The sequence below is a fragment of the Thermoproteus thermophilus genome (assembly GCF_055392855.1).
The window spans coordinates 1,642,167-1,666,488 of sequence record NZ_AP042466.1 but is presented as its reverse complement, the minus strand read 5'-3'; the positions used below and the strand labels follow the sequence as shown (position 1 = coordinate 1,666,488).

Annotated in this window: 28 protein-coding genes and 2 tRNA genes; 8 read left to right on the top strand and 22 right to left on the bottom strand. The window is 58.8% G+C overall.

The features are described from left to right. Positions 1-45: 45 nt before the first annotated feature. The 3 genes from ACZ5PA_RS09620 to ACZ5PA_RS09610 are packed head-to-tail and all read right to left on the bottom strand — an operon-like array spanning position 46 to position 1,998. The gene (locus tag ACZ5PA_RS09620) at positions 46-1,122 is read right to left on the bottom strand and encodes an FAD-dependent oxidoreductase (RefSeq protein WP_464930114.1); all 1,077 of its coding nucleotides are present in this window, start codon (positions 1,120-1,122) and stop codon (positions 46-48) included. A gap of 46 nt (positions 1,123-1,168) precedes the next feature. Continuing rightward, on the bottom strand, positions 1,169-1,744 hold the full coding sequence (cmk, locus tag ACZ5PA_RS09615; protein ID WP_464930113.1) for a (d)CMP kinase: 576 nt from the start codon (positions 1,742-1,744) through the stop codon (positions 1,169-1,171). Then, entirely contained in the window at positions 1,744-1,998 is a 255-nt protein-coding gene (locus tag ACZ5PA_RS09610) for an eL34 family ribosomal protein (protein WP_464930112.1), read from the bottom strand. Before ACZ5PA_RS09610 ends, cmk begins: the two co-directional genes overlap by 1 nt. 276 nt (positions 1,999-2,274) lie before the next feature. On the opposite strand from ACZ5PA_RS09610, the gene ACZ5PA_RS09605 reads away from it, so the two are divergent. Next, a tRNA-Gly gene (locus tag ACZ5PA_RS09605) sits at positions 2,275-2,350 on the top strand. 466 nt (positions 2,351-2,816) lie between these two features. Beyond that, a tRNA-Asp gene (locus ACZ5PA_RS09600) sits at positions 2,817-2,920 on the top strand. Positions 2,921-3,102: 182 nt separating this feature from the next. Here ACZ5PA_RS09600 and ACZ5PA_RS09595 read toward each other — a convergent pair. Next, positions 3,103-4,458 (bottom strand): bifunctional hydroxymethylpyrimidine kinase/phosphomethylpyrimidine kinase, encoded by a 1,356-nt coding sequence (locus ACZ5PA_RS09595; RefSeq protein WP_464930111.1) that lies wholly within the window; start codon positions 4,456-4,458, stop codon positions 3,103-3,105. 199 nt (positions 4,459-4,657) lie between these two features. On the opposite strand from ACZ5PA_RS09595, the gene ileS reads away from it, so the two are divergent. Continuing rightward, positions 4,658-7,597 (top strand): isoleucine--tRNA ligase, encoded by a 2,940-nt coding sequence (ileS, locus tag ACZ5PA_RS09590; RefSeq protein WP_464931250.1) that lies wholly within the window; start codon positions 4,658-4,660, stop codon positions 7,595-7,597. On the opposite strand, the gene pth2 is transcribed toward ileS, so the two are convergent. The 6 genes from pth2 to ACZ5PA_RS09560 all read right to left on the bottom strand — a co-directional run bounded on the left by pth2 (position 7,572) and on the right by ACZ5PA_RS09560 (position 11,670). Next, a complete protein-coding gene (gene pth2, locus ACZ5PA_RS09585) occupies positions 7,572-7,937 on the bottom strand; it encodes a peptidyl-tRNA hydrolase Pth2 (RefSeq protein WP_464930110.1) in 366 nt (121 codons plus the stop codon). The two genes, ileS and pth2, sit on opposite strands and share 26 nt — an antisense overlap. Then, on the bottom strand, positions 7,934-8,356 hold the full coding sequence (locus tag ACZ5PA_RS09580; protein WP_464930109.1) for a bis(5'-nucleosyl)-tetraphosphatase: 423 nt from the start codon (positions 8,354-8,356) through the stop codon (positions 7,934-7,936). The genes pth2 and ACZ5PA_RS09580 overlap by 4 nt, the downstream gene beginning before the upstream one ends. Positions 8,357-8,390: 34 nt before the next feature. Beyond that, positions 8,391-8,741: a succinate dehydrogenase gene (locus ACZ5PA_RS09575; protein ID WP_464930108.1), complete on the bottom strand. Its 351-nt coding sequence runs from the start codon at positions 8,739-8,741 to the stop codon at positions 8,391-8,393. Then, positions 8,738-9,025 carry a hypothetical protein gene (locus tag ACZ5PA_RS09570; RefSeq protein WP_464930107.1) on the bottom strand — a complete coding sequence of 96 codons (288 nt, stop codon included), beginning with the start codon at positions 9,023-9,025 and terminating at the stop codon, positions 8,738-8,740. The genes ACZ5PA_RS09575 and ACZ5PA_RS09570 overlap by 4 nt, the downstream gene beginning before the upstream one ends. 182 nt (positions 9,026-9,207) lie before the next feature. Then, the gene (locus tag ACZ5PA_RS09565; protein WP_464930106.1) at positions 9,208-9,921 is read right to left on the bottom strand and encodes a succinate dehydrogenase iron-sulfur subunit; all 714 of its coding nucleotides are present in this window, start codon (positions 9,919-9,921) and stop codon (positions 9,208-9,210) included. A 3-nt stretch (positions 9,922-9,924) separates the two neighbouring features. Beyond that, a complete protein-coding gene (locus ACZ5PA_RS09560) occupies positions 9,925-11,670 on the bottom strand; it encodes a succinate dehydrogenase/fumarate reductase flavoprotein subunit (RefSeq protein ID WP_464930105.1) in 1,746 nt (581 codons plus the stop codon). A 141-nt stretch (positions 11,671-11,811) separates the two neighbouring features. Between ACZ5PA_RS09560 and ACZ5PA_RS09555 the strand changes: the two genes are divergently transcribed. Continuing rightward, on the top strand, positions 11,812-12,429 hold the full coding sequence (locus ACZ5PA_RS09555) for a hypothetical protein (protein ID WP_464930104.1): 618 nt from the start codon (positions 11,812-11,814) through the stop codon (positions 12,427-12,429). Positions 12,430-12,507: 78 nt separating this feature from the next. On the opposite strand, the gene ACZ5PA_RS09550 is transcribed toward ACZ5PA_RS09555, so the two are convergent. The 6 genes from ACZ5PA_RS09550 to ACZ5PA_RS09525 all read right to left on the bottom strand — a co-directional run bounded on the left by ACZ5PA_RS09550 (position 12,508) and on the right by ACZ5PA_RS09525 (position 17,243). After that, positions 12,508-12,870: a hypothetical protein gene (locus ACZ5PA_RS09550; protein WP_464930103.1), complete on the bottom strand. Its 363-nt coding sequence runs from the start codon at positions 12,868-12,870 to the stop codon at positions 12,508-12,510. Then, complete coding sequence (locus ACZ5PA_RS09545; protein ID WP_464930102.1) at positions 12,870-13,646, bottom strand: DNA polymerase sliding clamp; 777 nt, start codon at positions 13,644-13,646, stop codon at positions 12,870-12,872. Before ACZ5PA_RS09545 ends, ACZ5PA_RS09550 begins: the two co-directional genes overlap by 1 nt. A gap of 91 nt (positions 13,647-13,737) precedes the next feature. Further along, positions 13,738-14,778: an electron transfer flavoprotein subunit alpha/FixB family protein gene (locus ACZ5PA_RS09540; protein WP_464930101.1), complete on the bottom strand. Its 1,041-nt coding sequence runs from the start codon at positions 14,776-14,778 to the stop codon at positions 13,738-13,740. A 2-nt stretch (positions 14,779-14,780) separates the two neighbouring features. After that, complete coding sequence (locus tag ACZ5PA_RS09535; RefSeq protein WP_464930100.1) at positions 14,781-15,575, bottom strand: electron transfer flavoprotein subunit beta/FixA family protein; 795 nt, start codon at positions 15,573-15,575, stop codon at positions 14,781-14,783. Positions 15,576-15,666: 91 nt separating this feature from the next. Further along, positions 15,667-15,972 (bottom strand): ferredoxin family protein, encoded by a 306-nt coding sequence (locus ACZ5PA_RS09530; protein ID WP_464930099.1) that lies wholly within the window; start codon positions 15,970-15,972, stop codon positions 15,667-15,669. Continuing rightward, the gene (locus ACZ5PA_RS09525) at positions 15,969-17,243 is read right to left on the bottom strand and encodes an FAD-dependent oxidoreductase (protein WP_464930098.1); all 1,275 of its coding nucleotides are present in this window, start codon (positions 17,241-17,243) and stop codon (positions 15,969-15,971) included. The genes ACZ5PA_RS09530 and ACZ5PA_RS09525 overlap by 4 nt, the downstream gene beginning before the upstream one ends. Positions 17,244-17,365: 122 nt before the next feature. On the opposite strand from ACZ5PA_RS09525, the gene ACZ5PA_RS09520 reads away from it, so the two are divergent. Continuing rightward, positions 17,366-18,046 (top strand): molybdenum cofactor biosynthesis protein, encoded by a 681-nt coding sequence (locus ACZ5PA_RS09520; protein ID WP_464930097.1) that lies wholly within the window; start codon positions 17,366-17,368, stop codon positions 18,044-18,046. On the opposite strand, the gene ACZ5PA_RS09515 is transcribed toward ACZ5PA_RS09520, so the two are convergent. Then, on the bottom strand, positions 18,043-18,417 hold the full coding sequence (locus tag ACZ5PA_RS09515; protein WP_464930096.1) for a hypothetical protein: 375 nt from the start codon (positions 18,415-18,417) through the stop codon (positions 18,043-18,045). The genes ACZ5PA_RS09520 and ACZ5PA_RS09515 overlap by 4 nt on opposite strands. A gap of 78 nt (positions 18,418-18,495) precedes the next feature. Here ACZ5PA_RS09515 and ACZ5PA_RS09510 point away from each other — a divergent pair, with 78 nt between their 5' ends. Continuing rightward, positions 18,496-19,302, top strand: a complete 807-nt coding sequence (locus tag ACZ5PA_RS09510) for an ATPase domain-containing protein (protein ID WP_464931249.1) — start codon at positions 18,496-18,498, stop codon at positions 19,300-19,302. Positions 19,303-19,344: 42 nt separating this feature from the next. After that, positions 19,345-19,932 (top strand): dTMP kinase, encoded by a 588-nt coding sequence (gene tmk, locus ACZ5PA_RS09505; protein ID WP_464930095.1) that lies wholly within the window; start codon positions 19,345-19,347, stop codon positions 19,930-19,932. On the opposite strand, the gene hisH is transcribed toward tmk, so the two are convergent. From hisH to ACZ5PA_RS09490, 3 genes are all read right to left on the bottom strand, one after another. Then, the gene (hisH, locus tag ACZ5PA_RS09500) at positions 19,912-20,487 is read right to left on the bottom strand and encodes an imidazole glycerol phosphate synthase subunit HisH (RefSeq protein WP_464930094.1); all 576 of its coding nucleotides are present in this window, start codon (positions 20,485-20,487) and stop codon (positions 19,912-19,914) included. The two genes, tmk and hisH, sit on opposite strands and share 21 nt — an antisense overlap. After that, positions 20,484-21,296, bottom strand: a complete 813-nt coding sequence (gene hisG, locus ACZ5PA_RS09495) for an ATP phosphoribosyltransferase (RefSeq protein ID WP_464930093.1) — start codon at positions 21,294-21,296, stop codon at positions 20,484-20,486. Before hisG ends, hisH begins: the two co-directional genes overlap by 4 nt. 70 nt (positions 21,297-21,366) lie before the next feature. Next, positions 21,367-22,389: a pyridoxal phosphate-dependent aminotransferase gene (locus ACZ5PA_RS09490; RefSeq protein ID WP_464930092.1), complete on the bottom strand. Its 1,023-nt coding sequence runs from the start codon at positions 22,387-22,389 to the stop codon at positions 21,367-21,369. A gap of 63 nt (positions 22,390-22,452) precedes the next feature. Here ACZ5PA_RS09490 and hisI point away from each other — a divergent pair, with 63 nt between their 5' ends. Beyond that, on the top strand, positions 22,453-22,854 hold the full coding sequence (gene hisI / locus ACZ5PA_RS09485; RefSeq protein ID WP_464931248.1) for a phosphoribosyl-AMP cyclohydrolase: 402 nt from the start codon (positions 22,453-22,455) through the stop codon (positions 22,852-22,854). Here hisI and hisE read toward each other — a convergent pair. Both hisE and hisD read right to left on the bottom strand, forming a co-directional pair. Continuing rightward, the gene (gene hisE, locus ACZ5PA_RS09480; RefSeq protein WP_464930091.1) at positions 22,835-23,137 is read right to left on the bottom strand and encodes a phosphoribosyl-ATP diphosphatase; all 303 of its coding nucleotides are present in this window, start codon (positions 23,135-23,137) and stop codon (positions 22,835-22,837) included. The two genes, hisI and hisE, sit on opposite strands and share 20 nt — an antisense overlap. Next, positions 23,134-24,249: a histidinol dehydrogenase gene (gene hisD, locus ACZ5PA_RS09475; RefSeq protein WP_464930090.1), complete on the bottom strand. Its 1,116-nt coding sequence runs from the start codon at positions 24,247-24,249 to the stop codon at positions 23,134-23,136. The genes hisE and hisD overlap by 4 nt, the downstream gene beginning before the upstream one ends. Positions 24,250-24,322: the final 73 nt, after the last annotated feature.

Below are 24,322 nucleotides of genomic sequence, written 5' to 3'. Positions count from 1 at the left end.
TTTCGGCAATTTTTAATTATAGCTTTCGACTTTAAGGCATAACGATTAAGCCGAACGCCAGTTCAATTTGCCGTTCAAGTAGTCGTCTATGAAGGGCACTGCGCGCATCCCGGAGCCCAGGGCCTTGCCTATGAGCGATGGGCCGTGGACCACGTCGCCAACCGCGAACACGCCCCTCCTCGTGGTCCTGAAAGCCTCGTCCACGTTGATCGTGCCGTCCTGGTTCAGCCTTATCCCGGCGCATCCGTCGGGGAAAGGCGGCGTGGGCTCCTCGCCGAGGGCCAAGAGCGCAGTGTCGAACTCCTCGGCGAACTCGCTGCCAGGTATCGGCTCAGGCCTAGGCCTGCCGGACTTATCCGGCGCCCCTAGCCTCATCTTGATGAAGACGACTCTCTCCAGCCTGCCCGAGCCCTCGAATCGAACGGGGTTGATCAACTCCCTGAACTCTATGCCTCTATCTATTAGCTCCTTCTTTATGTTCGCCTCGCCGGCCGGGGCCTCTTTGATGGTGCGTCTGTAGGAGACGACGACTTTCTTCGCCCCGTGCATCAAGGCCTCCACGGCCGCGTCTATGGCCGTCAGCCCTCCGCCGACCACCAACACCCTCGAGCCCAACGGGTGCACCCTCTCCTTGGGCAGATAGCCCAGCTCGTGCGAGTATAGGCGGAAGAGGAAGTCCAACGCTTGGTATACGCCGGGGAGGTCCTCGCCGGGGACTCCCATACGGCGGCTCCGCCAAGTGCCCGTGGCTATCACGACCGCGTCATAGGCGTTTATTATTTCGTTGAGATCGACGAATTGTCTCGCCAACAACAACGCGTCGTGTTCCTTCGGCTTATCCCCGCCGCAGTACACGAACGTCGACGTGTAGAACTTAACGCCCACTTGCCTCAACTCCTCCACCCCCTCTCTGACGCCCTCCTTGGACACCCTAAAGCCCGGTATGCCGAAGATGAGGAGGCCGCCGGGCTCCGGGAGGGCGTCGTAGACGTGGACCTCGTGCCCGAGACATCTCAACTGGCCGGCTGCGCCGAGGCCGGCGGGCCCCGCCCCGATGATGGCGACTTTTTTGCCCGTGGGCGGCTTTATGGTGTTGGGTCTACAACGCAACAGGAACTTCATATTTAAAACGGAATCGGGCCGTTAATATCTATTGCTCCAACTGCTGTTAATACCTATTACTCCAACTAGCGCACATGTTCTTGGAGAACTTGGCGGATAACGCGGTGCAGACGAAATCGAGAGTTATCCTCACCACATCGGCTTGGGAGAGATAGGTCGTGTCCACGACTAAATCGAAAGGGGCTAAATCCGATATGTCTATGTTATAGATCTGCTTATATCGCCTCTTGTTGAGCTCCTCCCGCTCCAGTATTTCCTTTAACGCATCCTCGTAGCGGCGCCCGTCCCTGAGAGCGACCCTCTTGGCTCTGACCTCAGGTGCTCCCTTGAGGTAGATGCATATATCAGCGTAGGGGCGCACGACCCAGGCGGTGAGGTGCCCCTCGAGCACGGCGTCCCCCCTCTTGGCCTCCTCTATGGCCATCTCGTCCACCTCTCTGTCTATCTCAGGGTGTTGTTCGGCGTATTTATGGAACTCTATGAGGTCCATCCCCAACTTCCTCGCGAGCTCTCTGAAGAGAGCGCCCGAGGACCTAAGCCTCAGACCCAGGACCCTCGCGATCTCCTTGGCGACCGTCGTCTTGCCCGAGCCAGGCTGTCCTGATATCGCTATTACGACCATCAAGATCTAACGGCGAGCCGTAGCGCTCGCTCGAGGACTTTATGGGATACGTAGCCGCCGTATGGCCTCGACGGCGCTCTGAAGCCCCCTCTCTCCCCCTTGATCCGCTTGCCGACGCCTTGTATCGGCTCGCCGGTTATGGCGCTCTTGGGCGGCGACGCGAACCTCTTGTAGTAGTGGACCACGGTGCGGCCGCCCGGCGTCCTCCTCTGGACTCTCCTCAAAGACCGAGAGCGCAGAGCCGGCCTAACCATGGGGAGGCCGAGTTGGGGCGATTAAAAACATTAACCCCTGTGCGTTGGGCGAGCCCCCTCCGAGGTACAGATCGGCTTTAAGGCTTCGCCGCCGACGGCGTCGGGCCTGCCCGGCGAGCGCTCCGTCGACCTCCGCTCGCTTTCCGGCAATAAGGACCTCGGCGATTTGTAGCTCATGCCTCCGGCGCGGCCATTTGCTCGCGGCGGAGCTGAGCGCATATACCGCCGTGTCGGCCTGGCGTAAAGGTTAAAAAAGAATGGGTACATAGCCGACAAGCGGCGGTAGTCTAGCCTGGTTTAGGATGGCGGCCTTCCAAGCCGTTGATCCCGGGTTCGAATCCCGGCCGCCGCATTTGGCCCCGCAAGCCGTATCTTAAGCCCCACTCAGACCGCCAAGTGCCTCGGCTCGGAACAAAAAGTCGAGGCGCATTGGTTTCTACTGGTGTACTCTTCGTTAATCCGCGGCCCTCGTCTTGTCGGCGCTTGAATTATCGTCGGCGACGACGCCGAGAGGCGCACGGCGTTGGATCTCACGGCCGTTATATCTCGAAATTGGAGGCGAGACGGCGAAGCCGGCGGCGGTTAGCGTCGAGGCGATCGAGTCGCTTATGGAATGCGCCGGACCCAATCTGCGTATTATTCGCTGTCGATGACTGCGGAACCCCACGTACGGATACCACGATGCTGGCCTCCGCGTACTCACAGCCCTAATCAACGTTGCTCTCCGCTAGCTAGAACTTCTCTAGCGGACTCTCTGGGCTTGGAAACATGTTTGAAGCGAAGGGAAAAGCTTAAAAGCAACGAGTAGGCTGGTTGCAGCCCCGGTAGTATAGCCCGGACTAGTATGCGGGCCTGTCGAGCCCGTGACCCGGGCGGGGTTGGTCGAAGGCCCCTGGGAATTCAAATCCCGGCCGGGGCGCCAGTGTTTTCCTTCTTCTCTAACGCCGCATCTCCATAGGGATTTCGCGCCGAGCACACGCCTCCGGGCCTAGCCCTCTTGGGACAGTGGACGCCCCTCGGGAAACGCCTCAAGCTAACTCGGCGAGCTCGAACGGCCGAAGAGATCCTAAAATGCGTGGACGCCGGCGCGACGTATAGTCGCAGTTATTTACCCCTATATAGTCTCAACACCTTCTCGAGGACTTCTGACGGGTTCTTGCCTAGCACCGATATCATGGGCTCCTTCCCCCAATCGCCCAAGTCGACTATGATGTCGGGCACGCCGCCCGTCTGCTTGACGGCCTCCTCTAATATCCACTGCATAGAGCCCCCCTCTCTTTCCTTCACCTCCTTCGGCTCGTTGCGCCTGTCCACGACGGCTATCCTGTAGCCCGCCTCCTTGGCCCTCCTCAGGAGGTCCTCGTCGAGCTTGAAATTCGCGGCGGCCCTTACGCGGGGGTCGTGGCCTAGCGCGGCCAATATCTTCCTCGCCACGTGGTCGCTGGCGCCGAACGTGGGAGGCCCCGAGGGCTTCGCCTTGCCCATGTACTTCACGATCCTGCCCGGGATAGCCACGACGTCGTCCCTCCCCCGGGCGTAGCGGGGGTCTATGGAGTAGCCCAAGTTGCTCTGGACCTCGGGTATCAAGGCGCCGAACAGCTCCGCGTTCTCCTCGAGCACTCCCAACGCCTTGGTCATCTCCTCGTACGCCCTCCACTTCTCGGCCGGTATTTCCACCCAAGCCGTCGGGTTCACGGGCCAATGGCCCTTGCCCTTGGGCACTCCGTACTTTATAGCGACGTATATCAACTCCTTAGCTATCTTTATGGCTTGAAGGGGCTCCTCGCCCTTGGCCAACCCCGCCGCGATCGCCGCTGAGAAGGAGCAGCCTGTTCCGTGCGTGGCGCGGGGGTCTAAACGCGGCGTCCTCAGCTCGTGGAAGGTGCCGTTTATATATACCACATCCACGGCGTCTTGCGCCTCGAGGTGGCCGCCCTTCACTATCACTATCTCGCTTCCCATCTCTCTGTGGATCCTCTCGGCGGCTTTCTTGGCGTCCTCCACGCTCGATATCCTCATGCCCGTCAGCCTCTCGGCCTCGTATCTGTTGGGGGTAACGACCTTGGCCACGGGCAGAAGCCTCTTGACTAAGGCCTCCATGGCGTCCTCCGATATTAGGGGGGCGCCCGACTTGGCCACCATGACTGGATCGACGACTAGGGGGAAGCCCAGCTTGCTCACGACGGAGGCCACCTCCTTTATTATGTCGCGAGTCCCCAACATCCCCGTCTTGCCCGCGTCGATCCCCATGTCGTCCCAGACGGCCAAGATCTGGTCCCTCACGAGAGACGGCTCTAGGCACTGGGCCCTCCTCACCTCGTAGGTGTTCTGGGCTGTGACGCAAGTCAAGGCGGTGGTCCCGTGGACTCCGAGCGCCGCGAACGTCTTTATGTCGGCGTGTATGCCGGCGCCGCCGCCCGAGTCGAGCCCGGCGATAGTTATCGCCGTCCTCCAAGACATAAACGACTTTTCTAAAATATCCATAAAAAGTTATAGCCGAAGCTCAGCCAGTCGAGGGCTCGCCCCCTTCAGCCCCCGATCCGGCCGAGCGACGTGCGCGACGGATAAGAACCGCCGCGAAGCGCGCGACCCCGTCAAGCCCGTCGAGGCTCAAGCTTAAAATAACTTTAAATCATAGAGCCATGCCGGGGATTCCGTGATGAACTACAACGCGTTGGCTGTCGAGGACTACGTGCGCAAGTTCTGGGCCGAGAAAAACATAGAGGAGAAATGGAGGGCGTTCGACCCCAACAACAAGAAGTTCACGTTCTTGGAAGGCCCTCCCACCACTAACGGCTTCCCTCACGTGGGCCACATAAGGGGCAGGACCTACAAAGACGTCGTTTTGCGCTTCTGGAGATCCAGGGGCTATTCGGTGTGGGCGCAAGGCGGCTGGGACATGCAAGGGCTCCCCGTGGAGCTCGAGGTGGAGCAAAGGCAAGGCCTCAAGAGCAAGAAGGACATAGAGAAGTTCGGCGTGGCGAAGTTCTCCGAGGAGTGCAACAAGCTGGTGGACTACTACCTCTCCTTCTGGGAGGAGTGGGGCACGAGGAGGCTGGGCCTCTGGCTAGATCTCGAGAGGGCCTATCAGACTAGGAGGCCGCGCTATATAGAATATGCCTGGAGGCTCATTAAGAGGGCCCACGAGAAGGGGCTCCTCGCCGAGGACTACAAGGTCCTCTGGTTCTGTCCCCGTTGCGAGACGTCGTTGAGCGACCACGAAGTGGACTTGGGATACGCCGAGAGGGAAGACCCGTCGATATACGTCAAGTTCAAGGTGGAGGGCAGAGACGACGAGTACTTAGTGATCTGGACCACGACCCCCTGGACTATAGTGGACAACGAGGCCGTCGCGGTGCACCCAGAGTACAGCTACGCCAAGGTGGAGGTGCTAGTGGACGGCAAGAGGGAGTACTGGTGGCTGGCCGAGAGGCTAGCCCAACAACTCATGCAGCTGTTCGGGGTTAAGGAATGGCGCATCGTCGAGACCAAGAAGGGGGCCGAGCTCGTCGGCATGCGCTACGTGCACCCCTTAGCCGATCTGGTCCCCGAGAGGGCTAATAGGCCCCACCAAGTCTACCCGGCAGAGTTCGTGACCCTCGAACAAGGCACCGGGCTAGTCCACATAGCGCCGGGCCACGGCCCCGAGGACTTCGAGTTGGCCCAGAAGTTCGGCATCAAGATAACCAACAGCGTCGAGATCAACGGCGTGTACAACGAGCTGGGCGGCAGATACGCCGGGATGTACGTATTCGACGTGGATAAGAAAGTCGTGGAGGACCTCAAGGAGAGGGGGCTCTTGATCTACAGCACTAAGATAAGGCACGAGTACCCGCACTGTTGGCGTTGCGGCACTAAGCTGATACTGAGGGCGGACCGCCAGTGGTTCATCAAGATGTCCAAGCTGAGGGACCAGATGTACGAGGAGTTGAAAAAGGTCAAGATATATCCCGAAAAGCTGAGGTATAGGTTCGACGACTTCGTCAAGAACGCCAGAGATTGGAACATCAGCAGGAGCAGGTTCTGGGGCACGCCGTTGCCCATATGGCGTTGCCAGAAGGACGGCAGGATATTAGTGATAGGTAGCATAGACGAGCTCAAGGCGATGGCCAAGAGCCTCCCGCCCGTGGACGACTTCTGGCTAGTGCACAGGCCTTGGATAGACCAAGTGGAGATCTCGACGCCCGACTGCGACAAATGGGTGAGGGAGCCCTACGTGGCCGACGTCTGGATGGACTCGGGCATAGCTTGGATAGCGGCCGTGGACGGCGAGCGTAATAGAGAGCTGTGGGAGTCGCTTTATCCCTTCGACTGGGTCACCGAGGCGATCGACCAGACGCGAGGTTGGTTCTATTCCCTGTTGGCCACGTCGATGGTGTACACCGGGAGGGCGCCCTACAAGTCCATCTTGATAACCGGGCATATATTGGACAAACAAGGCCAGAAGATGTCCAAGAGCAAGGGCAACGTGATCTGGGCCAAGGACCTCTTGAGCAAATACGGAGCCGACCCCGTCAGGCTCTACTTGCTCACCAAGGCGGCCCCTTGGGAGTCGCTCAACTTCGACCCGGACGAGGTTAAGTTCGAGGTCAGCTACCTCAACATACTCTGGAATGTCGTCAAATTCGCCGACACGTACATGGGCCTCGACGGCTTCGACCCCAAGAAGCACGCCTTAGAGGCCTACTTGGACAAGGCCTTGGACGAGGACAAATGGCTCCTCTCGGCCGCCAACAAGCTAGCCGAGGAGGTGGCGCGGCGCATGGAGGCGTTTGAGATACACGAGGCGGCCAGGGCCTGGGTCGATTTCGTCGTCGAGACCCTAAGCCATAGGTACATAAGGCTCTTGAGGAGGAGGGTCTGGAGCGAGGAGCCCACCGAGGACAAATTCGCCGCCTACGCCGTGTTGTTCAAGGTGCTCAAGGACGTGTTGGTAATAGGCGGCATCTTCGTGCCACATATCGCCGAATATTTGTGGCAGAACTTCGTCAAGAAGTACGAGCCCGACGTAGCAGAGTCGGTCCACTTGGCCCGCTACCCTGAGCCGGGGCCCGTCGACGAGGAGCTGCTGAGGACTTTCGACGAGTTGTTCAAGGCCTTCTCGATAATCGCCGAGGCGAGGAACAAGGCCGGCATAAAGCTCAGATGGCCTATATCCAAGGTGGTGATAAGAGGGGCTCCGAGGGCGGCTAAATACGCCGCTTTGTTGGCCTACTTGGCCAACGCCAAAACGGTGGAGGAGGGCGAATGCCCCGAGGGGTGGGTCTCGCACGAGGAGGGCGGCATAGCCGTCTGCGTTCCGGCTAAGCTAGAGCCCGAGCTTTACTACGAGGCGTTGGCGAGGGAGCTGGTGAGGAGGATCCAAGTGATGAGGAAAGAGGCGGATCTATCCGTCAACGACTACGTGGAGGTGTACGTGGACACTCCTAACGAGGAGCTCAAGAAGGCCGTGGAGCACATGAGGAAGTACATAGCCAACGAGGTGAGGGCCGTCAAGCTCGAGCTGGGCAAGGGCCCGGAGGGCTCCTACGCGAAACAATGGGATGTGGAGGGCATAGGCGTTGATATATACATCAAGAGGGCTGTTTATAAAGCTTAAGGCGTCCTGTCACGGCGTCCACGAGCTCGTCCGGCGCGGGCCCCACGCAAAGCGCGGTGATAGTGCCAGGCGGCACCTCTGTGAGGCCCGCATCTCTTATTATCTCGGCCGGCAGCCCGAGGGATTTAGCCTTGGCCTCGAGCTCTAGGATCTCCTCTTGGCTGTTGGCCGCCAATACTATCTTCTTCTGCCCCTCCTCTAGCCATTGCTCGGCCCACTTCCTCCATTTGGCCGAGTCGAGGGCCTTGATAGTGCATTCGACCGCGGCGTGGCCGGCTTGAGCCGCCGCCTTCCCGCAAGAGATGGGGAGATCTGCCCTCAACACGATGCTCAACTTCATACTGCTTTGATGGCTGTCTTGATGAAGTTATTGGCCTTTATGAGCACGCGCCTCATCTCGTCGCGGGACAGCTTGTTCAAGGCGCTCTCGTAGTCGAGCCACGCATAATCGTCGTGTTCTCTGGACAGCTGGACGTCCTCGGAATACGCCCTAGCGAGGTACATCACGATCTCCTTGTATATGGTCCTCCCCCCTCTGGAGAACCTTATCATCACGCGCTCCATGAACCCCGGTATTAGGTCAACTTTCAAGCGGGTCTCCTCGTAGATCTCCCTTAGAGCAGCAGCCGTCTCGGTCTCTTTTTCCCTTATCAGCCCATGGGGGAAATCCCAGCCGAATCTGCTGTGTAACACTAGATAAAGGGGCTTCTCCCGCATTATGTACACCACGGCGCCGGCGGCTCTCTCGTTAAAGCGCACAAGAACAAGTTGTCTGTACTTTAAAAATCAAGTACTAGATCTTCAATATGGCGTAAATCACGAGCGGCACTATCACGATTATTAGAATTACTGTCAGCCAATTAACAGCCTTGGCCCCCCTCTCGGTCTTCACCGAATCCAACAAGAACCTCCTGAATCCCAGAGTTCCGTGAGTGCTCCAAGCCGCCGCTATAGACGCCTCGAGCACCTTGAGCGTCGGATTCACCTTAGCTACCCCCTCGGGGTAGACGGTTATGGGGTTAGAGCTGAGGACTTCCGAGAGCGGCACGTACATGGGGAGCAACACCAAGAACACAACGCCTATCATGACCACTACATAGAGCGCCAATAAGAGGAAGGCCAAGCGTATGGTCCCCTCGCTCATGGCCTAAACACAGCGCCGAACACTACCAAGTACGGCAGATATATCAACGCCGCTATGGCCACTATTATCATCAACACGTTGTACGCCAAGTGGCTCCGGGATCTACGAAGTCCAGGGATGTTCTTTATGGGATCTCTGAGAGGCCAGCCTTTTATTATGCCGAACTCGATAAACATTATCCTGAGGCCGTTGAGGCCGTGGAAGGCTAAGAAGACTAAGAAGAGGGCCGCCAACGCCTTGCCTGCCGCAGTCTCGTCGAAGCTGGAGACGAGGGCCGGGCTCACGAACGCATCGAAAATAACTCTATAAAATATCAAATAGAAGAACATATATAATCCACTAATTCTCTGTATAGTGAAATATAGACGTTCATAGTTTATAACTCTGAACCACTCGCCAAAGCCCCTTCCCGACCTCATATCGTTATGGTTGTTGCCTACATTTATGTATGGATTTCGTTGATCGCTCATAACCTCTTGGCCCTTCTCATCAATGCTGCTTTAACCAACTGTATCGCGAAGCCGGGGTCCACGCCTCTGGGACACACGGCGGAGCAAGTATAGGCTAAGTGGCACGACCACACGCCTTCCTCTGCGTCGACTATCTTAGCGCGTATCGGCCAGCCTTGGTCTCTGCTATCGGCGGACCAGCGGTACGCGGCGGCGAGCGCCATGGGGCCTAGGAACCTAGGGTTGGTCGCCACGACGGGGCACGCCGCCATGCAGAGGCCGCACTCTATACAGTAGGCGAAGTTGTAGTATTTCTCCAACTCCTCAGGCTTCTGGCCGAACTCCTTGTCGGACTCGAACAACTCCTTGATATTGCGTATTATATAGGGCTTTACCTTCCTCAACTTCTCGAAGTTGGGCTCGGTGTCCACTACAAGGTCTTTTATGACTCTGTGGTTCCACATGGGCTCCACCGTGATGACATCGCCCTTGATCTCGGTCAAGAGAGTTTGGCACGCGAGGCGCGGGACTCCGTTTATGACCATGCCGCACGATCCGCAGATGGCCATGCGGCAGCTGTACCGCACGGCCAACGTGGGGTCTTTCTCCTCCTTGATCTGCAACAACACGTCGAGGACGGAGATCCTCCTGGACTTGACGTCCACTTTATATTCCTGCCACCAGCTCTTCTTGCCGTCGAATCTCTTGACCCTTATTGTCAACGTCGGCATGGCCTAGTACTTCCTCTCCTCGAACTTCGTCCACTTAGTTATCCTCACGGGTATATACGACAACTGCATCCGGCCTCCTTCAAAGAAGGCTAGTGTGTGCTTCAGCCAATTGACGTCGTCGCGGTTGGGGTAATCAGTCCTGTAGTGGGCACCCCTCGACTCCCGCCTCGCCAAGGCCCCGTATGCGATCGCCAACGCCACGTCGATCATGCCGTCGAGCTCCAAAGCGTCCTTTAAGTTTTGGTTGTATATGCGGCTTCCGTCCTCCACCCTCACCCTCGAGAAGTCCTCCCTTATCTTTAGCAACTTGGGGACGCCCTCCTTCATCGTAGACTCGTGCCTGAAGGGGCCGAAGTGCTCCTCCATGGTGTTCTGGAGGCGGGCCTTCAGCTCGTAGACGGAGACGCCGTTGGTCTCCTTGTGCAGAAGCTTGTCGAATATCCTGGATTCCTCCTCTTGTGCGATCTTTACGTACTTCTCGTCGGTCGTGGGCGTCGGCGCCTCCATGGCGTATTTGGCCGCCGCCTCGCCCGTCAGCCTCCCCCACACCGCGCACTCGCTGAGCGAGTTGGAGCCCAGCCTGTTGGCCCCGTGGACGCTGACTGAGGCGGCCTCGCCGGCGGCCCAAAGCCCCTTGATCCACGACCCGTCTGGGGCGAGGACGCGGCCGTAGGTATCCGTGTGTATGCCGCCCATTGTGTAGTGCACAGCCGGCCTCACAGGTATGGGCTCGCTGAGCGCGTCTATGCCGGCGTATTTGTGCGCCAACTCCCTTATAAACGGTATTTTCTTGTTGAGGACCTCCTCGCCGAGGTGTCTGAGGTCGAGCCCCACGTAGCCCATGCCGCTCTCCTCGTGAACGAAACCTCTGCCCTCTGCTATCTCGGTGAGTATGGCCCTCGACACTATATCGCGCGGAGCCAGCTCCATCTTCTGGGGGGCATAGCGCTTCATGAAGCGCTCGCCCGACTTGTTTATCAAGTAGCCGCCCTCCCCTCTAGCGGCCTCGCTGACTAATATGCCGCTCGGCACCAAGGCCGTGGGGTGCCATTGAACGAACTCCATGTCCTTGAGCGCGAGCCCTGCCCTTAGCGCGTACCCCAACATCTCGCCCGTGGTCGAGTGGGCCGTCGTCGTGAACTTGTAGAGGCGGCCGGCCCCTCCGGTGGCTATTATAGCGGCCTTGGCTAAGAAGAGCTTAAGCTCGCCGGTCTTCAAATCGATTGCCGTCACTCCCTTAAATTCTCCATTTTCAATTATTAATTTTGTTACAAAATATTCATGATATTGTTTAATATTATCGAATCTAAGAATATTTTGATATAATGTAGACATTATAAAGAAACCAGTCTTGTCGGCAGCGAAGGTGGTCCTGGGCTTCGACATGCCGCCGAAGGGCCTTTGGTACATCCTGCCGTCGGGCAACCTGCTCCAAGGAACGCCTATTCTCTCTAGGAATTTGACCTCGACAGGGGCTAGGTTGACCAAGAGCTCCACGGCGTCTTGATCCGCCAGATAGTCGGACCCCTTGACTGTGTCGTAGGCGTGTAGCTCCAAGCTGTCCTCGTTCTTGTCTGGGTACAACACGGCCGACATGCCGCCCTCTGCCGAGACCGAGTGCGACCTCATCACTTGGACCTTGCTCAAAATAGCGATGTCGATCTTGGCGGTATAGGCGGCTTGTAGGGCGGCCCTCAGACCCGCTATGCCGGAGCCTATTATGAGCAGATCGTGTTTCAAAATCTCCATGAACTATCCTCGTCAATAATATATATAAGTGATTTAAGGCAAAGGGCGTTGTCCACTGAGCCGATAGCTGAAGTCCTCGCGACGATCCTATACGGCCGAGCTTTTCGACATAATTTTTTAAAGAAATATCAAAATCACCTAGTGAACGCGGGCGCTCTAGTGGTGTCGGTGAGCGACAGGGGCGGCGCGGACACCTGCGAAGGCCAGAGGATCGCGCGATGTTGTATAGGCAATATATGCGTAGACGCCCCGGTAGAGCCCGACGTCAAGTCGGGCGTCTACGAGCTGGCAAAAGCCGTCGAGAATCCGTCGTTGCGGTTCTGTGTCGAGGCCATAAGGGCGAGGGCGCTCACGGCGGCGAAGTCCGCCCTTGCGTGCCACCCGCGCGAGAGCAGTAGATGTATCAACAAATTCGTCGAATACATCGCGCTCCTATACGGAGGGCCCGTCTTGCTAGTGGGCTACAGCGAGAGAGTCGCCGAGGCCTTGAGCGTCATGACGCCGGAGATCTACGTCTACGATCCGGCAAGGGTCTCGCTAAAGCCCTTAGGCCTAGTCGACGATAGCTCCTTGCCCGAAGTACTGCGCAAGATAGGCGTGGTCGTCATAGCCCCGGGCGCCGCCAGCTCCGTGGATGTAAAGACCTTGGTGGAGTTGGCCAGACAGGCCGGGAAGCCCGTCGTGGCCTACGGCGTCAGCTTCGCGGGGCTGGCTAAACAGCTCGGCGTTTTGCACTTCTGCCCGTACGGCAGGAAGTAACGCATCAGCTCTGGTAGTCCTCGTCAGAGGTCGGCAATACCAGCCCACATCACCGCGTTAAAAACAACCAGTATAAAATCAAGATACCGAGGCGACGAACGGTATCGGGTAGCCGTTCGCCACCAAAATACCTTGAGCCGAGGGCGCTTGTACAGGAGGACATGTGGCGTACACCTCAGACACGGCGCCTGGTCCTATGTAGGCGGTGCGCGTCAAGTTGCACCGTATTCCGTTCAGGTAAACGGCGTTTATGTTGACGGGATTGGGGCCCGGGTTCACCATCACGATCCTCAACGTTTTGTTCTCGTAGTAGAGCACGGCGGCCCTCACCGTCACTATGGTGTCCGAAGTTGATTTAAACGTAGTGTAGGCGTACCAGAAAAACGCCAAAGCGACGGCTATTGTGAACGAGAACAAGACGAAGAGGGCTAGGGAGTTCATTAGTCGACTCTGGGCGCCAACACCATGACGAACCTCCCGGTGGCGAATTCGTAGGTGAGCCTCAAGGGCTTCGCGTCGCCCAGCTCGACCTTGACCCTTTTGCTTATTCCTTTCAACTTCCCAGACACATTCCGTATCAGCTCCACGGTGTATTTGGCCTTAACAGCTCCCTGCGCGCTGATATCCAACAAGGCCTCGTTGTCGCGGCCGAACTCGCTCTCGGTCGCCCTGCCCCCCTCCCCCTCGGCCTTGAACACGACCGAGTCAGGCGAGACTTGTATCAACACCGAGTCGGATACTTGCTCCGCTAGGGCCATCATGTCGTCGAACGTAGAGGAGTCCATTTCAAACGATGCATCGTACTCAACGTTTATCTCGGGTATCTCCTCCTCGGCTAGTTGGACTATCGGGAACGAGAACCTCCTGTATATACCGACCTCCCTCCCCTTTTTGGGGTAGACCGTCATGACGAACCGTTGTTTCTCCTCGTCCACGCCAACCTCCAGCTTCTCGGCAGCGCCTACTCTCTTGAAGGCGTCCTTCACCGTCGAGAGGATTAAGCCTATCTTGACGTCGCGATCCACGGAGTACTCCTCGAGGCCGCCTGCGGCGAACTCGAGTTGCAACAAAGCGACCTTGCTCGGGTCTAGTGCCTTCATGGAGATCCCGTCGACGCCGAAGTTCAGCACCACCTCGGGCAACATGGATATGAGAGCCTCGAAGGCATAACGGGGCTCCTTGCCCTTTGGGAACATGGCCCTGGCGACTAGGCTCATGGGAGTTAACGTCTCTTAAAAATTAAAGAATTGTTCGTATCGTGATGAACACCCTGATCGCCGAAAGATGACGTGTGGTATTACTTCTGAATTACGTAATGCCCTTCGCCCTCTTTATTTCCTCGATTAGCAGAGGCACTATCTGTTTGTAGTCGCCGATAATGGCGTAATCGGAGTTCTGCACTATGGGGGCGTTCGGGTCGGAGTTTATCGCCACTATGTACTTGGCCTCTTGTATGCCCATCATGTGCTGGACGGCCCCGGAGATCCCCACGGCTATGTAGAGCTTAGGCCTAATCGTTTTGCCCGTCTGGCCCACTTGCCTCGTGTGGGGCGCCCAGCCGGCCCTGACGGCCATCAACGAGGCTCCGACTGTGCCGTTGAGCAACTTAGCCAGCTCCGCCAACAGCTTGAAGCCGTCGGCTGAGCCAAGCCCCCTTCCGCCGGCCACGACGACGTCCGAGGACTCGATAGGCGGAAGATCTGCTATGTCGTGCTCTATCCTCTTCTCGGCTCCCAAGAACGCAGTCCTTCTGTTGTTCAGCTCCACGACCTCGTGGATTATTTCGCCTTTCCTGTTGGGATCGCGGGGCGGCCTGGGGAACACGCCGGGCCTAACAGACGCCATCTGGGGCCTTCTGTGAGGCGTCTTGATGGTGGCCATCTGGGTCCCGCCGAAAGTCGGGCGGATCTGCAAGAGGTCGCCCGTCTTAGGGTCTATCTCCAACGCGGTGCAGTCGGCGGTGATGCCCGTTGTCAATGTGTTCGCTATGAACGCGGCCAGCTCGCGCCCCCTCTTCGTGGCGCCGATCAAGAAGATCTCGGGCTTGTACTTGGCCACTACCTTGGCGATCGCGTTGGCGTACTCGTATGGCGTATAGACCTTCAGCTCGGGGTTTACCACCACGACGACTTTGTCGGCGCCGTGGTAGATGGCCTCTTGTGCCATCTCGTCTGTGCCTGCGACCAACACGCCCCCCACGGGCGCGTTGCCCCTCTTAGCGGCTAAGTCCCTCGCCTTGCCCAGCAACTCCAACGCGACGTCCTTGAGCTTAGTCCCGTCGTGTTCTAGGTATACCCAAACGCCCTTGTACTCCTCCTTGTTTATCTGAGGCCAAAGACTGCAGGGCATGGTCACAACAAGCCCTCTTTTTTCAACTCCTCGACGAAGGCCCTCACCGATTCGCGGGGATCGCCGGCGAATATCTTCCGCTTCCTGGGCGGGAACGTCGCGCCTGTCTGGGAGGCCACGAAAGTCGGCGAGCCCTTCAGCCCCACGCACTCGGGGTCTAAGCCCAACTCCTTATTGCTCGCCAGCACGATCTTCTCTCTGGCGTTCATCTTCCTCGACAAGCTTATCTCCCTAGGCATCTGCGTGCCCTTGGCCACCGATATGAGGGCCGGCAGATCCATCTCATAGAACTCGTCCACCCCTTCGTCCTCGAGGAACCTCTTCACTCTGATCTTATTGCCTTGTATCTCGGCGTCGTACACGTAGTAGATATACGGTATGTTCAAATGGGAGGCCACTTGGGCCCCTACGTGCGCCGTCGTGCTGTCTATCGTCTCCTCACCCGCTATCACCAAGGTGTAGTCGGGGACGTACTTCTCTATGGTCTTGGCCAAAACGAAGGAGGTGGCCCAAGTGTCGGCCCCAGCGAAGACGCGGTCCGTGGCCAGTATGGCCTTGTCGACGCCCATCCCTATTAAGCTCTCCAACGCCGGTATTCCGGAAGGCGGAGCCATGGATATAGCTATAACCTCTCCTCCGTATCTGTCGCGGAGCTTCAACGCGAACTCGACGGCATCGCGATCCCATTGGTTGACGGAGAGGGGCACCCCCTCTCTGATCAACGTGCCCGTCTTGGGGTCTATCCTTATCGCTGACGAGAGGGGCACAGCCGCCTTAGTCAACACCACGAACTTCATCGAGCTCTTCGATAAGGTGTTCTTATAAATATAATTACATACTGCGCAGAAGCCCTATTCGACTAAGGCCAAAAAGGCAGAACGCCGACGCCTAGGAGAACCTGTACCAAACGCCCATCCCGGAACGCGGGTAATTCCAGTCTATGTTCTCGTAGGGGCACACTACGCGGCAAGTGCCGCATTCGAGGCACGCCTCGGTGCTCAGCACCACTATGTCGCCTTGTTGGACGTAGCACTTGGCGGGGCACATGTAGGTACAAGGCTTCTTCTCGCATCGTCTACACATGTCCGGATCCTTTATCTTTATATGGGGCCTGTATATATCGACATCCCACGCGTTGACGTTGAGGCGCTCCTCTATGGTCATGAACTTGATAACGGGCTGTTGTGCGCTCATAGATAAGCCAGAGCGTACATCATATTTATCAATACCTTTGCCAGAGAAGCGTTGGTCTCGCCCAAAGTGGTCTTGAGCGCGGAGGCGACCGTCGGCGGTCTGTCCTCTATGGCGAAATAGTTCCTCAAGAACGCGTTGACCAGCTTAGGCATATCGTCGAAGGCGAATTGCCCCGACAGCACCTTATCGGCGTTTTTGAACGCTACAAGGTCCCTTATGATGAAGCTGCTCCTCAACTTGTCGTCATAACGGGAGAGCGCGTCGGGGCGCCCCGCCTCCTTTATGGCCTCGGCCGCGAGAACGCCGGAGGCCACCGCGAAGTCCACGCCTCTTATCAAAACGCCGGCGTGCATCAAGAAGCCGGCGGCATCGCCAACTATCAACAAGCCGTCGTAGGAAAACCTCGGCGGGGCCATGGATATCCCAGCCACAGGCGTGAGGTGCGCCGAATATTCTTGGAGGCTGGCGCCTGCCACCAGCCTCGCTATATAGGGATGGGTCCTGAAACGCTCGGCTAAGTTGTAAACAGGCGTCGTGAGCTGGCGCCATGCGGTTAAGTAGACCACTACGCCGAGCGCCACGGAGTCCCTATAGGTGTAGAGGAAGCCGCCGCCGGGGAGATACTCGGTGGGCCATCCGGCGAAGGCCCACGCGAGCCCCTCATCCTCGGAGAGGCCTAGCCTGTCCTCCATCAATTTCCTACTCTCGAACTTGAGGACCTCCTTGACCCCCACTGCCACGAGCTCCGGCCTCAGCCTAGGCACTACGCCGGCCCTCTCCAGCAAGAGCCTGTTCACGCCCTCGGCGTCTATGACATATTCTGCGTACACCTTGTCTTGGCCCGACCTCACGCCGACGAACCTCCCCTTCTCGTCTCTGAGCAGCTCGTCCACGACGACCTCCGTCACGATCTTGGCGCCCGCGGACGTCGCCAGTTTGCCTAGCCACGAGGTGAACGAGTACAACGACGTGACGAAGCTGGTCCTCTCGGGCTTAACGACTTCGAACTCGAGAGTGGTGACGGATTCGTCCGCCATTAACGACACGCGCTCTTTGCGGACCCAGCGATCCGTCGGTGCGTCTTTGCGGAACTCAGGGAGATATTTATCAAGCCAATACGCGTATATCCTCCCGCCGTAGACTTGCTTCGAGCCCGGCTCCCTTCCCCTTTCGAGCACTAAGACCTTAAAACCGGCCGATGCTAGTTTATACGCGGCGGCGAGCCCAGCGGGGCCGGCTCCCACAACTATAACATCGAATTTAGACGACATCAGTAAAGGGTAATTGGGCATCATTAAAATATTGGTGACGGCCAGCCGCGAAACGAGGACTGCGAAACGACGATATGGCCTTCGCGACGTTAAGGCTTAAAACGCCAGAACCGCTAGTTGCCGTGAAGGTCAGAGTGAAGTACTTTTCGGCGTTGCGCGACGTCACCGGCAAGACGTACGAGGAGCTCGAGGTGCCCGACGACTACACCTTAGGCAAATTGATGGATTGGTTCTTCAAGGCGTATCCCAAAGCCCTAGCCTACAAGGACGACATCATATTCTTAATAAACGGCAGAAACGCCACCGAGAGCTACCCGCTCAGAGAGGGCGACGAGGTGGCCGTCATGCCTCCGGTATCGGGAGGGGGCGGCTTGATATCGGGCGAGATAGACCTCAACAAAGAGGTTGAGGACGTGATCTCCAAGACGGCGCCTCGGGGGGCTGGCGGCGTGGTGATCTTCGTCGGCTTCGTGAAGGGCCAAGTGGACGGGGCGGAGGTGGGCGAGCTCGACTACGAGGCCTACGAGCCCTACGCGAGCCAGAAGATAGCCGAGATAGAGCAGTGGGCTAAATCCCTCGACGGGGTCCTCGACGCGAGGATCTACCACAGAGTCGGATCCCTTAGGCCGGGCGATCACACCATATACGTCCTCGTCGCCGGCGTGAATAGGGAGATCTCCTTCGCGGTTGCTAGACAAGCCTTGGAGCGCGTGAAGCACGAGGTGCCCATATTTAAGCTGGAGAGGAGGAGCGACGGCGACTATTGGGTCATCGGCGATGGGAGGCGCGTGAAGAGGGGCTAGCCCTCGTCGATCTCAAAGGGGGCCCTATCCACAGAGATGGTCCCCTCCACCTCGCTGACATAGCCGTTGTTCTTGACGTCGACGTGTACCGTTATGACGAGGCCCTTCCTGGTCACTATGACGACCTCGTCGCGGTCCACCTCGAAGTCCAGCACGGAGTCGCCCTCGGCGTTTACCATCTCGGCTATTCTCGAGGCCAAGCTCCACCTAAAGGTCAAGGCTATGCTCAGCCCCTCCGCGTCCACGTCGACGGGGCCTTTCAGGGCCTTGGCCAAGAACTCCGCGGCTCCTTTATTCAACTGCGGGTCGCTCGATTCTATAGTCACGAGGACCCTCAACGGTTTGAGGCGCACGACGCCCTCTGTCAACACGCTTGAGCCTCCGCCGCGTTTTAAAAGGTATCTCGAGCGTGGAGGATGGAAATATATACCGGAAGCAATATGGCCATTATGGCGTCTTCCGACGTGGCGTATAACAGATATTCGGACAGCTTGTTCTACGAGACGGCGCCCACGGGAATAGAGGGGCTGGACCAACTGATCGGAGGGGGCTTCATACGCGGGCGCACGTATCTGGTATCCGGGGAGACCGGGACCGGCAAGACCTTGATCTCGCTCACCTTCCTCCTACAAGGAGCTCTCAAATTCGGGGAGCCCGGGATCTACGTCTCGGTCGACGAGACCTACGAGCAGCTCGTCATGGGCGCCAAGCGCTTCGGCTGGGACCTAGAGGAGCTGAGGGCCAAGGGCCTCATAGAAGTGTTGGTGCCCGAGATGGACCTAATAGAGCGTCTGAGGGAGAAGGACCCCACCGCCATCGCCAAGTCGCTCATAGCCTCCTTGAGGGACTACGTGGCGGCCCTCAACGCCCAGAGGCTTGTCATAGACCCCATAGCCCCCCTCGTGACGCTCGACAAAGACGTGCAAGTGCTCCGCGAGTACATACGCGTGTTGGTCATGGGCATAGAGAGGGAGATCGGCACCACGAACATAGTGACCACCGAAATACCGAGCGGGTCGACGGCCATAAGCCGTTATGGCGTCGAGGAGTTCCTCGCGACGGGCGTTTTGGTGACAGGCATAGCGAGGACGCGCGACGGCAACTTCAAGCGCGTGCTCTTCATAAGGAAGATGAGGTGGTCCCCGGTGCCGCCCGGCCTCTACGAGTTCGAGATAGTGCCCAAGGAGGGCGTTGTCGTCAAGTCGCAGATCAAGGAGCCTTTGATGCCGGTGACCTTCTTGCCCTTCGCGCCTTGACGGCGCCCGCCGCTCTTTAAAACCGCCTCGCCTCGAAGTAGCGTGGGCTTTCTAGTAGCCATCGAGGGGATCGACGGGAGCGGGAAGAGCACGGTCATAGCCAAGTTGCGCGAGATAATGCCTATCTACGCCACCAAGGAGCCCAGCGATGGCCCCATAGGCCGTTTGATCAAGGAGTGGGCGCTGAGGGGCGGTACGTCCGATCCGTACGTGGACGCGCTCTTGTTCGCGGCGGATAGGCTAGATCATTACCAAAAAGAAATCGCGCCGGCTCTGCGCAAAGGGCTCGTTGTGGTGACCGAGCGCTACGTGGAGTCGAGCATAGCCTATCAAGGAGCGGCCGGGGTGGATATTGGATTCATAGAGGCTATAAACTCCAAGGTCCCGCCCCCCGATTTAACTATCTTGTTGGATCTAGACCCCGAGGACGCCGTAAGGCGCATAAACGCGAGGAGCAGCCCAGCGGAGAAATACGAGCGCCTAGAGTTCCTCAAGGCCGTGCGCGCCGTGTACCTCAAAAGGGCGGCCGAGAAGGGCTACGTGGTGTTGGACGCGAGGGAGAAGCCGGAGGCCCTCGCCGAGAGGATAGCCGAGCTGATAAGGGCCAAGCTAGGCCTTGGCGAACGATAAGAACTTCTTGAGGACGTCTAGGCCCTTCCTGCCGCTCCGCTCAGGATGGAATTGAACTCCGTAAATCCCCTTGTCCTTATCGCACACGGCCGCTACGTATTTCCTCCTCAGTTCTATATACGCTGCCTCGTAGGGCGCGCCCTTGGCCTCAACTCCGTAGCTGTGTAGGTAGTAGAAATAGCCGGTCTCGAGCAGATCGCAAGAGCCAGCGGCCTTGGTCAACTCCCAGCCTATGTGGGGCACCCTCTCCGCCTCTATCTTCACGACGCGGCCGGGGAACAACGCCAGGCCTGGGCCCTCACCCTCCTCGCTCGACTCGAAGAACAACTGCATGCCGAGACATATCCCCAAAATGGGCTTGGATCCAACGTACCGTCTCGCGACCGCCGCTAGTTTGCTCGCGACTTGGAAGGTCCCCACGCCGGGCAACACGACAGCGTCGGCCTCCTCCAAGCCCTCGCCCTTGGACAAATAGGCCTCGGCGCCCAGCCTCCTCAGCGCAGACACGAGGCTGCCTATGTTGCCCACGGTGTAGTCGAGTATGGCGACCTTCATTTTATCAACTTGTCCAGAGGGACTACGACCACGTCCTTAGCCCCCGCGGCCTTGAGCCGCATGATAAGGTCGGGCAGATCCCCTTCGTCGACCACGGAGAACACCTCGTACATGTCGCCCCTTGCGAGGCGCGCAACGCTCGGCGACTCCAGGGCAGGCAACACGGAGATCACCTCCGCGATTTTGTCCGAGGGCACGTTCAAGAACACCATGCGCTTGTTCTGGGCGTCCAGATGGCCTTTTATATACGCGGCCAGCTTCCTCACCACGTAGTGGTCCGCCCACTCGCGGCCGGCCACCAAGCGGGCCGAAGTGTCCATTATCTTCTCGAGGGGCTGAAGGCCGTGTAGCGCCAGCGTCGTGCCGGTGGCCATGACGTCGACCACGACGTCCGCTACGCCGAGGAGAGGCATGACCTCGACCGAGCCCGACACTTTCACTATCCTCACCTTTTTCCCCCTCTCCTCGAAGAACTTGGAGGCTATGTTGACGTACTTAGTGGCGACCTTGACCCCGTCGGGCAAATCGTCGACGGAGCTCCACTTCCCCCTGACGGCGGCGACGACTATGGAGCCTTTGCCTATTCTCAAATCCAACAGCTCCTCCACGTCCGCGCCCGACTCCACGACGTAGTCGTGGCCCGTGATGCCAGCCGCGATCCTCCCCGCCGACACTATCTGCGGTATGTCCTCGGGCCTGAGCTTGACCACGTTGAGGTCCGGCCAATTGGTCGGCAAGATGATGGACCTCTCGTCGGATGCGAGGAGGCTTATGCCCGCGAGCTCGAGGAGCTTAAGCGCGGGCTCCATTAAACGGCCCTTATTGGGGACCGCCAACAATATGGGGACTGTCCGTAGGCATGTCGCCCTTGGAAGGCCCTTATATAAATCTTTTCACCGCGTCCGACAACGCGGCGAGGAACTTGTCCATGACGTCCATGGGCGCCACGGTGAACCTCAAGCAGGACTCGCAAAGGGGCTTCCCGCCGAGCGCCCTCACCGCGAACCCCCTCTTGTAGAGCTCTGAGGCGATCGCCTCTGCGTTTTCGAGCTTGAGCGTTATGAAGTTTGCCTCGCCTACGTATTTGTCGAAGGCCAATCTACGCGCCACCTCCTCCCTCACAGCTCGCGCCTCGTCCACGGACCTCCTCACGTAGCCCTCCAAGGCCAACGCCCTCTCGACGACTTTGGCCGAATAGCTACTTATGGGGTGGGGATAGGCCAAGGCCCTAAGCGCCGACGCCAAGGCCCTCCGGGCCACGAGATAGCCGACTCTGAGGCCCGCGAGGCCCCAAGCCTTCGAGAAGGTCCTCGCCTCGACCACGTTGCCGTACTCGTAGAGCTCCGGCCTCCACAGCCCCGCGAACTCGGCGTAGGCCGCGTCGTATATGAGGAGCCCCTCGAGGCGTGAGGCCAACTCCTCTAGCTCCCTCACTAGATGGCCCGTCGGGTTATTGGGGGAGCAGACGTAGACGGCGCCGCCTTTAGCCGTCTTGACCAGCTCGTCGACGTCGACGCCGAGGTCTTGCCTATACGACAACTGGATGTGCTCGACGCCGAGCTGTTCGGCGAGGATCCGCGGCATGCTGTAGGCGGGCTCCAGCACCACCAGCCTCTTCTCTTCTGCGAAGTGGAGCAACTGGATGGCGAGTCTCAGCCCGTCGTCGGCGCCTGCGGTTATCACGACGGAGCCCCTCGGGAGGCCCATGTGGTCCTCTATCTTGGCCGCCAACGACGCGTTGTTGGGCTGAGTGTAGAAACGCGCCTCCCAGCTCTCCAAGCCGTCGAGGATCTCCTTGTAGTACTCCTCGGGCAAGAACAAGTTCTCGTTGAAGTGTAACCTATACACGCCGTATCCGACGTCGGGCTCTTCGTAAAATACCGGGAGCTTTTTGAACGCCATGAGGGGGCCGCCTCGGATCCTTAAATACGCGTCTAGGGAAAACCTATGGCGGCGTTGAATATCGTGGAGCCCAAACCCCTCGCGTCGGCCGAGGAGGCCTGGAGGATAGCCAATGGGCTCAACTACCGCCAGAGAGACGGCACGGTCGTGGCCGTGGTGCAGGACGCGGAGACGGGCGAGGTGCTCATGGTGGGCCACATGGACCCCGTCGCGGTCTTCCTCACCCTCATCACGGGTGTAGCGCATTATTGGTCCACCAGCAGGAGGAGGTTGTGGCTTAAGGGCGAGACGTCGGGACACTACCAATACGTGGTTGAGTTCAGGAGCGATTGCGACGGCGATGCTGTCTTGTTGAAGGTGGTGCAGATAGGGGCCGCATGCCACACGGGCTCCCGTTCTTGTTTCAGCTCTAGGCAATCTCGGCTTCTGCCCAGCCCCGAGAAGCTCAAGGCGAGGATCGACTAGCCCCTCTACGCCGCCTTAACTCCGCGCACACGTCCTCGAGGCTTAAGCCTTGCGCCGCGAGGAGGACCAGTAGATGGTACAAGAGGTCGGCCGACTCCTCGACCACCCTCTGTCTCCCCTCGGCTAGGGCGGCGACCGCCAGCTCCACGGCCTCCTCGCCGACTTTCCTAGCTATATAGCCCACGCCTTTGCTATATATAGCGTAGGTGTAGCTGTTGGGGTCGCGCGAATTTATCCTCTCCCTTATCACGCGCTCGAGCTCGTCCAAGACGGCGCAGCTCATCGCAAGGCCTCGGCGTGTTTCTTAAAGCCCTCGTATTCGGCCAACCTCACCGCATGTCCCCTCAGCTTGGTGTCCGCCAAAAGCCAGGCGATGCCTATGGGCTTCATGAAGGTCAAGGGCGTCACGGGGCCCCTCCACTTGGCGCTGCCGCCCGTGGGCAACACGTGCGATACGCCCGCCACGTAGTCGAGCAGAGGGCTCGGCGCGTTGACGGAAATCGCGCCGACGTTTTTGACCATATACGCCAGCTCGGGCGCGCCCCAGACCTCGAGGTGTTCGGGCGCCGTCTCGTCCACTACCCTCGCGGCCTCCTCTAGCGACGAGACCCTCTGCGTCTTCAAAGGCCCCATGGAGCTGGTCCTCTCGGAGGCGTATATGCGCTCTACCCCCTCCAGAAGCGCGGGATCTCTGGAGAGGACCAGCGCGAAGGACGCGGGCCCGTGTTCCAGCTGGGCGAGGGCCCCGGCCGCGGCGCGCCGCGGCTCCACGCCCTCCGCGTACACGACCAGCTCGGTGGGCCCCTCGATACCGTCGATGCCCACGTAGCGGGATAAGACGTACTTGGCCGCCTGCACGTAGACGCCGCCGGGCCCCGCCAACATGTCAACGCCTAGGTGGAAGGCCGCGTACGCCAGCCCTTGTGGGCCCCCCAACTGGACGATCCCCTTGACGCCGAGCTTTTCGGCCACGGCGAATAGCTCTGGCGTGGCGCCTCTGGGCGGCGTCACGACGTATATGTCGGAGACGCCGGCTATCTTTGCGGGGACCACCAACATGACCAAGGTCGATACATAACGGGCCGGCACGTAGAGCGCGGCCGCCTTCACGGGCTTCCAGAAAAGCGCCCTCAATATGCCCTCGTAGTAGTCCACCGCATCGGACGGCTTGACCTTGACGTAGAGGCGCTCCAGGGACTTGGCCGCCTCGAGCGCGGCCTCGACCACGGCGGGATCGGCGTTAGGTCTCAACGAGGGGGGCGCCACGAGCTCGTCGGGGGCTACGCCGTCCAGCCGCCTCGACCACTCGAGCGCGGCCGGAGCTCCTCTATCCCTCACATCCTTGACGATTTCATAAGCGGCTTTCAAGGCCTCTTCGGGGAAGGCCTCCCGCATGCCGCGGAGGGGGTCCGGGTATATAAGCAAGCGCTTGCCGACGCAACGTAAGGTTTTTATCGAGCTTCTCAAC

What these genes read in the sequence shown, in the direction of transcription:
- ACZ5PA_RS09510 (WP_464931249.1), top strand. Translation starts at nt 18,496, where the DNA reads ATGGCGTCTTCCGACGTGGCGTATAACAGATATTCGGACAGCTTGTTC.
- ACZ5PA_RS09595 (WP_464930111.1), bottom strand. Translation starts at nt 4,458, where the DNA reads ATGTCTTGGAGGACGGCGATAACTATCGCCGGGCTCGACTCGGGCGGC.
- hisD (WP_464930090.1), bottom strand. Translation starts at nt 24,249, where the DNA reads ATGCGGGAGGCCTTCCCCGAAGAGGCCTTGAAAGCCGCTTATGAAATC.
- ACZ5PA_RS09545 (WP_464930102.1), bottom strand. Translation starts at nt 13,646, where the DNA reads ATGAGCCTAGTCGCCAGGGCCATGTTCCCAAAGGGCAAGGAGCCCCGT.
- ACZ5PA_RS09550 (WP_464930103.1), bottom strand. Translation starts at nt 12,870, where the DNA reads ATGAACTCCCTAGCCCTCTTCGTCTTGTTCTCGTTCACAATAGCCGTC.
- ileS (WP_464931250.1), top strand. Translation starts at nt 4,658, where the DNA reads ATGAACTACAACGCGTTGGCTGTCGAGGACTACGTGCGCAAGTTCTGG.
- ACZ5PA_RS09535 (WP_464930100.1), bottom strand. Translation starts at nt 15,575, where the DNA reads ATGAAGTTCGTGGTGTTGACTAAGGCGGCTGTGCCCCTCTCGTCAGCG.
- ACZ5PA_RS09575 (WP_464930108.1), bottom strand. Translation starts at nt 8,741, where the DNA reads ATGAGCGAGGGGACCATACGCTTGGCCTTCCTCTTATTGGCGCTCTAT.
- ACZ5PA_RS09565 (WP_464930106.1), bottom strand. Translation starts at nt 9,921, where the DNA reads ATGCCGACGTTGACAATAAGGGTCAAGAGATTCGACGGCAAGAAGAGC.
- ACZ5PA_RS09560 (WP_464930105.1), bottom strand. Translation starts at nt 11,670, where the DNA reads ATGGAGATTTTGAAACACGATCTGCTCATAATAGGCTCCGGCATAGCG.
- ACZ5PA_RS09490 (WP_464930092.1), bottom strand. Translation starts at nt 22,389, where the DNA reads ATGGCGTTCAAAAAGCTCCCGGTATTTTACGAAGAGCCCGACGTCGGA.
- ACZ5PA_RS09610 (WP_464930112.1), bottom strand. Translation starts at nt 1,998, where the DNA reads ATGGTTAGGCCGGCTCTGCGCTCTCGGTCTTTGAGGAGAGTCCAGAGG.
- pth2 (WP_464930110.1), bottom strand. Translation starts at nt 7,937, where the DNA reads ATGAAGTTGAGCATCGTGTTGAGGGCAGATCTCCCCATCTCTTGCGGG.
- hisG (WP_464930093.1), bottom strand. Translation starts at nt 21,296, where the DNA reads ATGGAGCCCGCGCTTAAGCTCCTCGAGCTCGCGGGCATAAGCCTCCTC.
- ACZ5PA_RS09530 (WP_464930099.1), bottom strand. Translation starts at nt 15,972, where the DNA reads ATGAGCGCACAACAGCCCGTTATCAAGTTCATGACCATAGAGGAGCGC.
- hisH (WP_464930094.1), bottom strand. Translation starts at nt 20,487, where the DNA reads ATGAAGGTCGCCATACTCGACTACACCGTGGGCAACATAGGCAGCCTC.
- cmk (WP_464930113.1), bottom strand. Translation starts at nt 1,744, where the DNA reads ATGGTCGTAATAGCGATATCAGGACAGCCTGGCTCGGGCAAGACGACG.
- ACZ5PA_RS09525 (WP_464930098.1), bottom strand. Translation starts at nt 17,243, where the DNA reads ATGTCGTCTAAATTCGATGTTATAGTTGTGGGAGCCGGCCCCGCTGGG.
- hisE (WP_464930091.1), bottom strand. Translation starts at nt 23,137, where the DNA reads ATGAGCTGCGCCGTCTTGGACGAGCTCGAGCGCGTGATAAGGGAGAGG.
- ACZ5PA_RS09540 (WP_464930101.1), bottom strand. Translation starts at nt 14,778, where the DNA reads ATGCCCTGCAGTCTTTGGCCTCAGATAAACAAGGAGGAGTACAAGGGC.
- ACZ5PA_RS09620 (WP_464930114.1), bottom strand. Translation starts at nt 1,122, where the DNA reads ATGAAGTTCCTGTTGCGTTGTAGACCCAACACCATAAAGCCGCCCACG.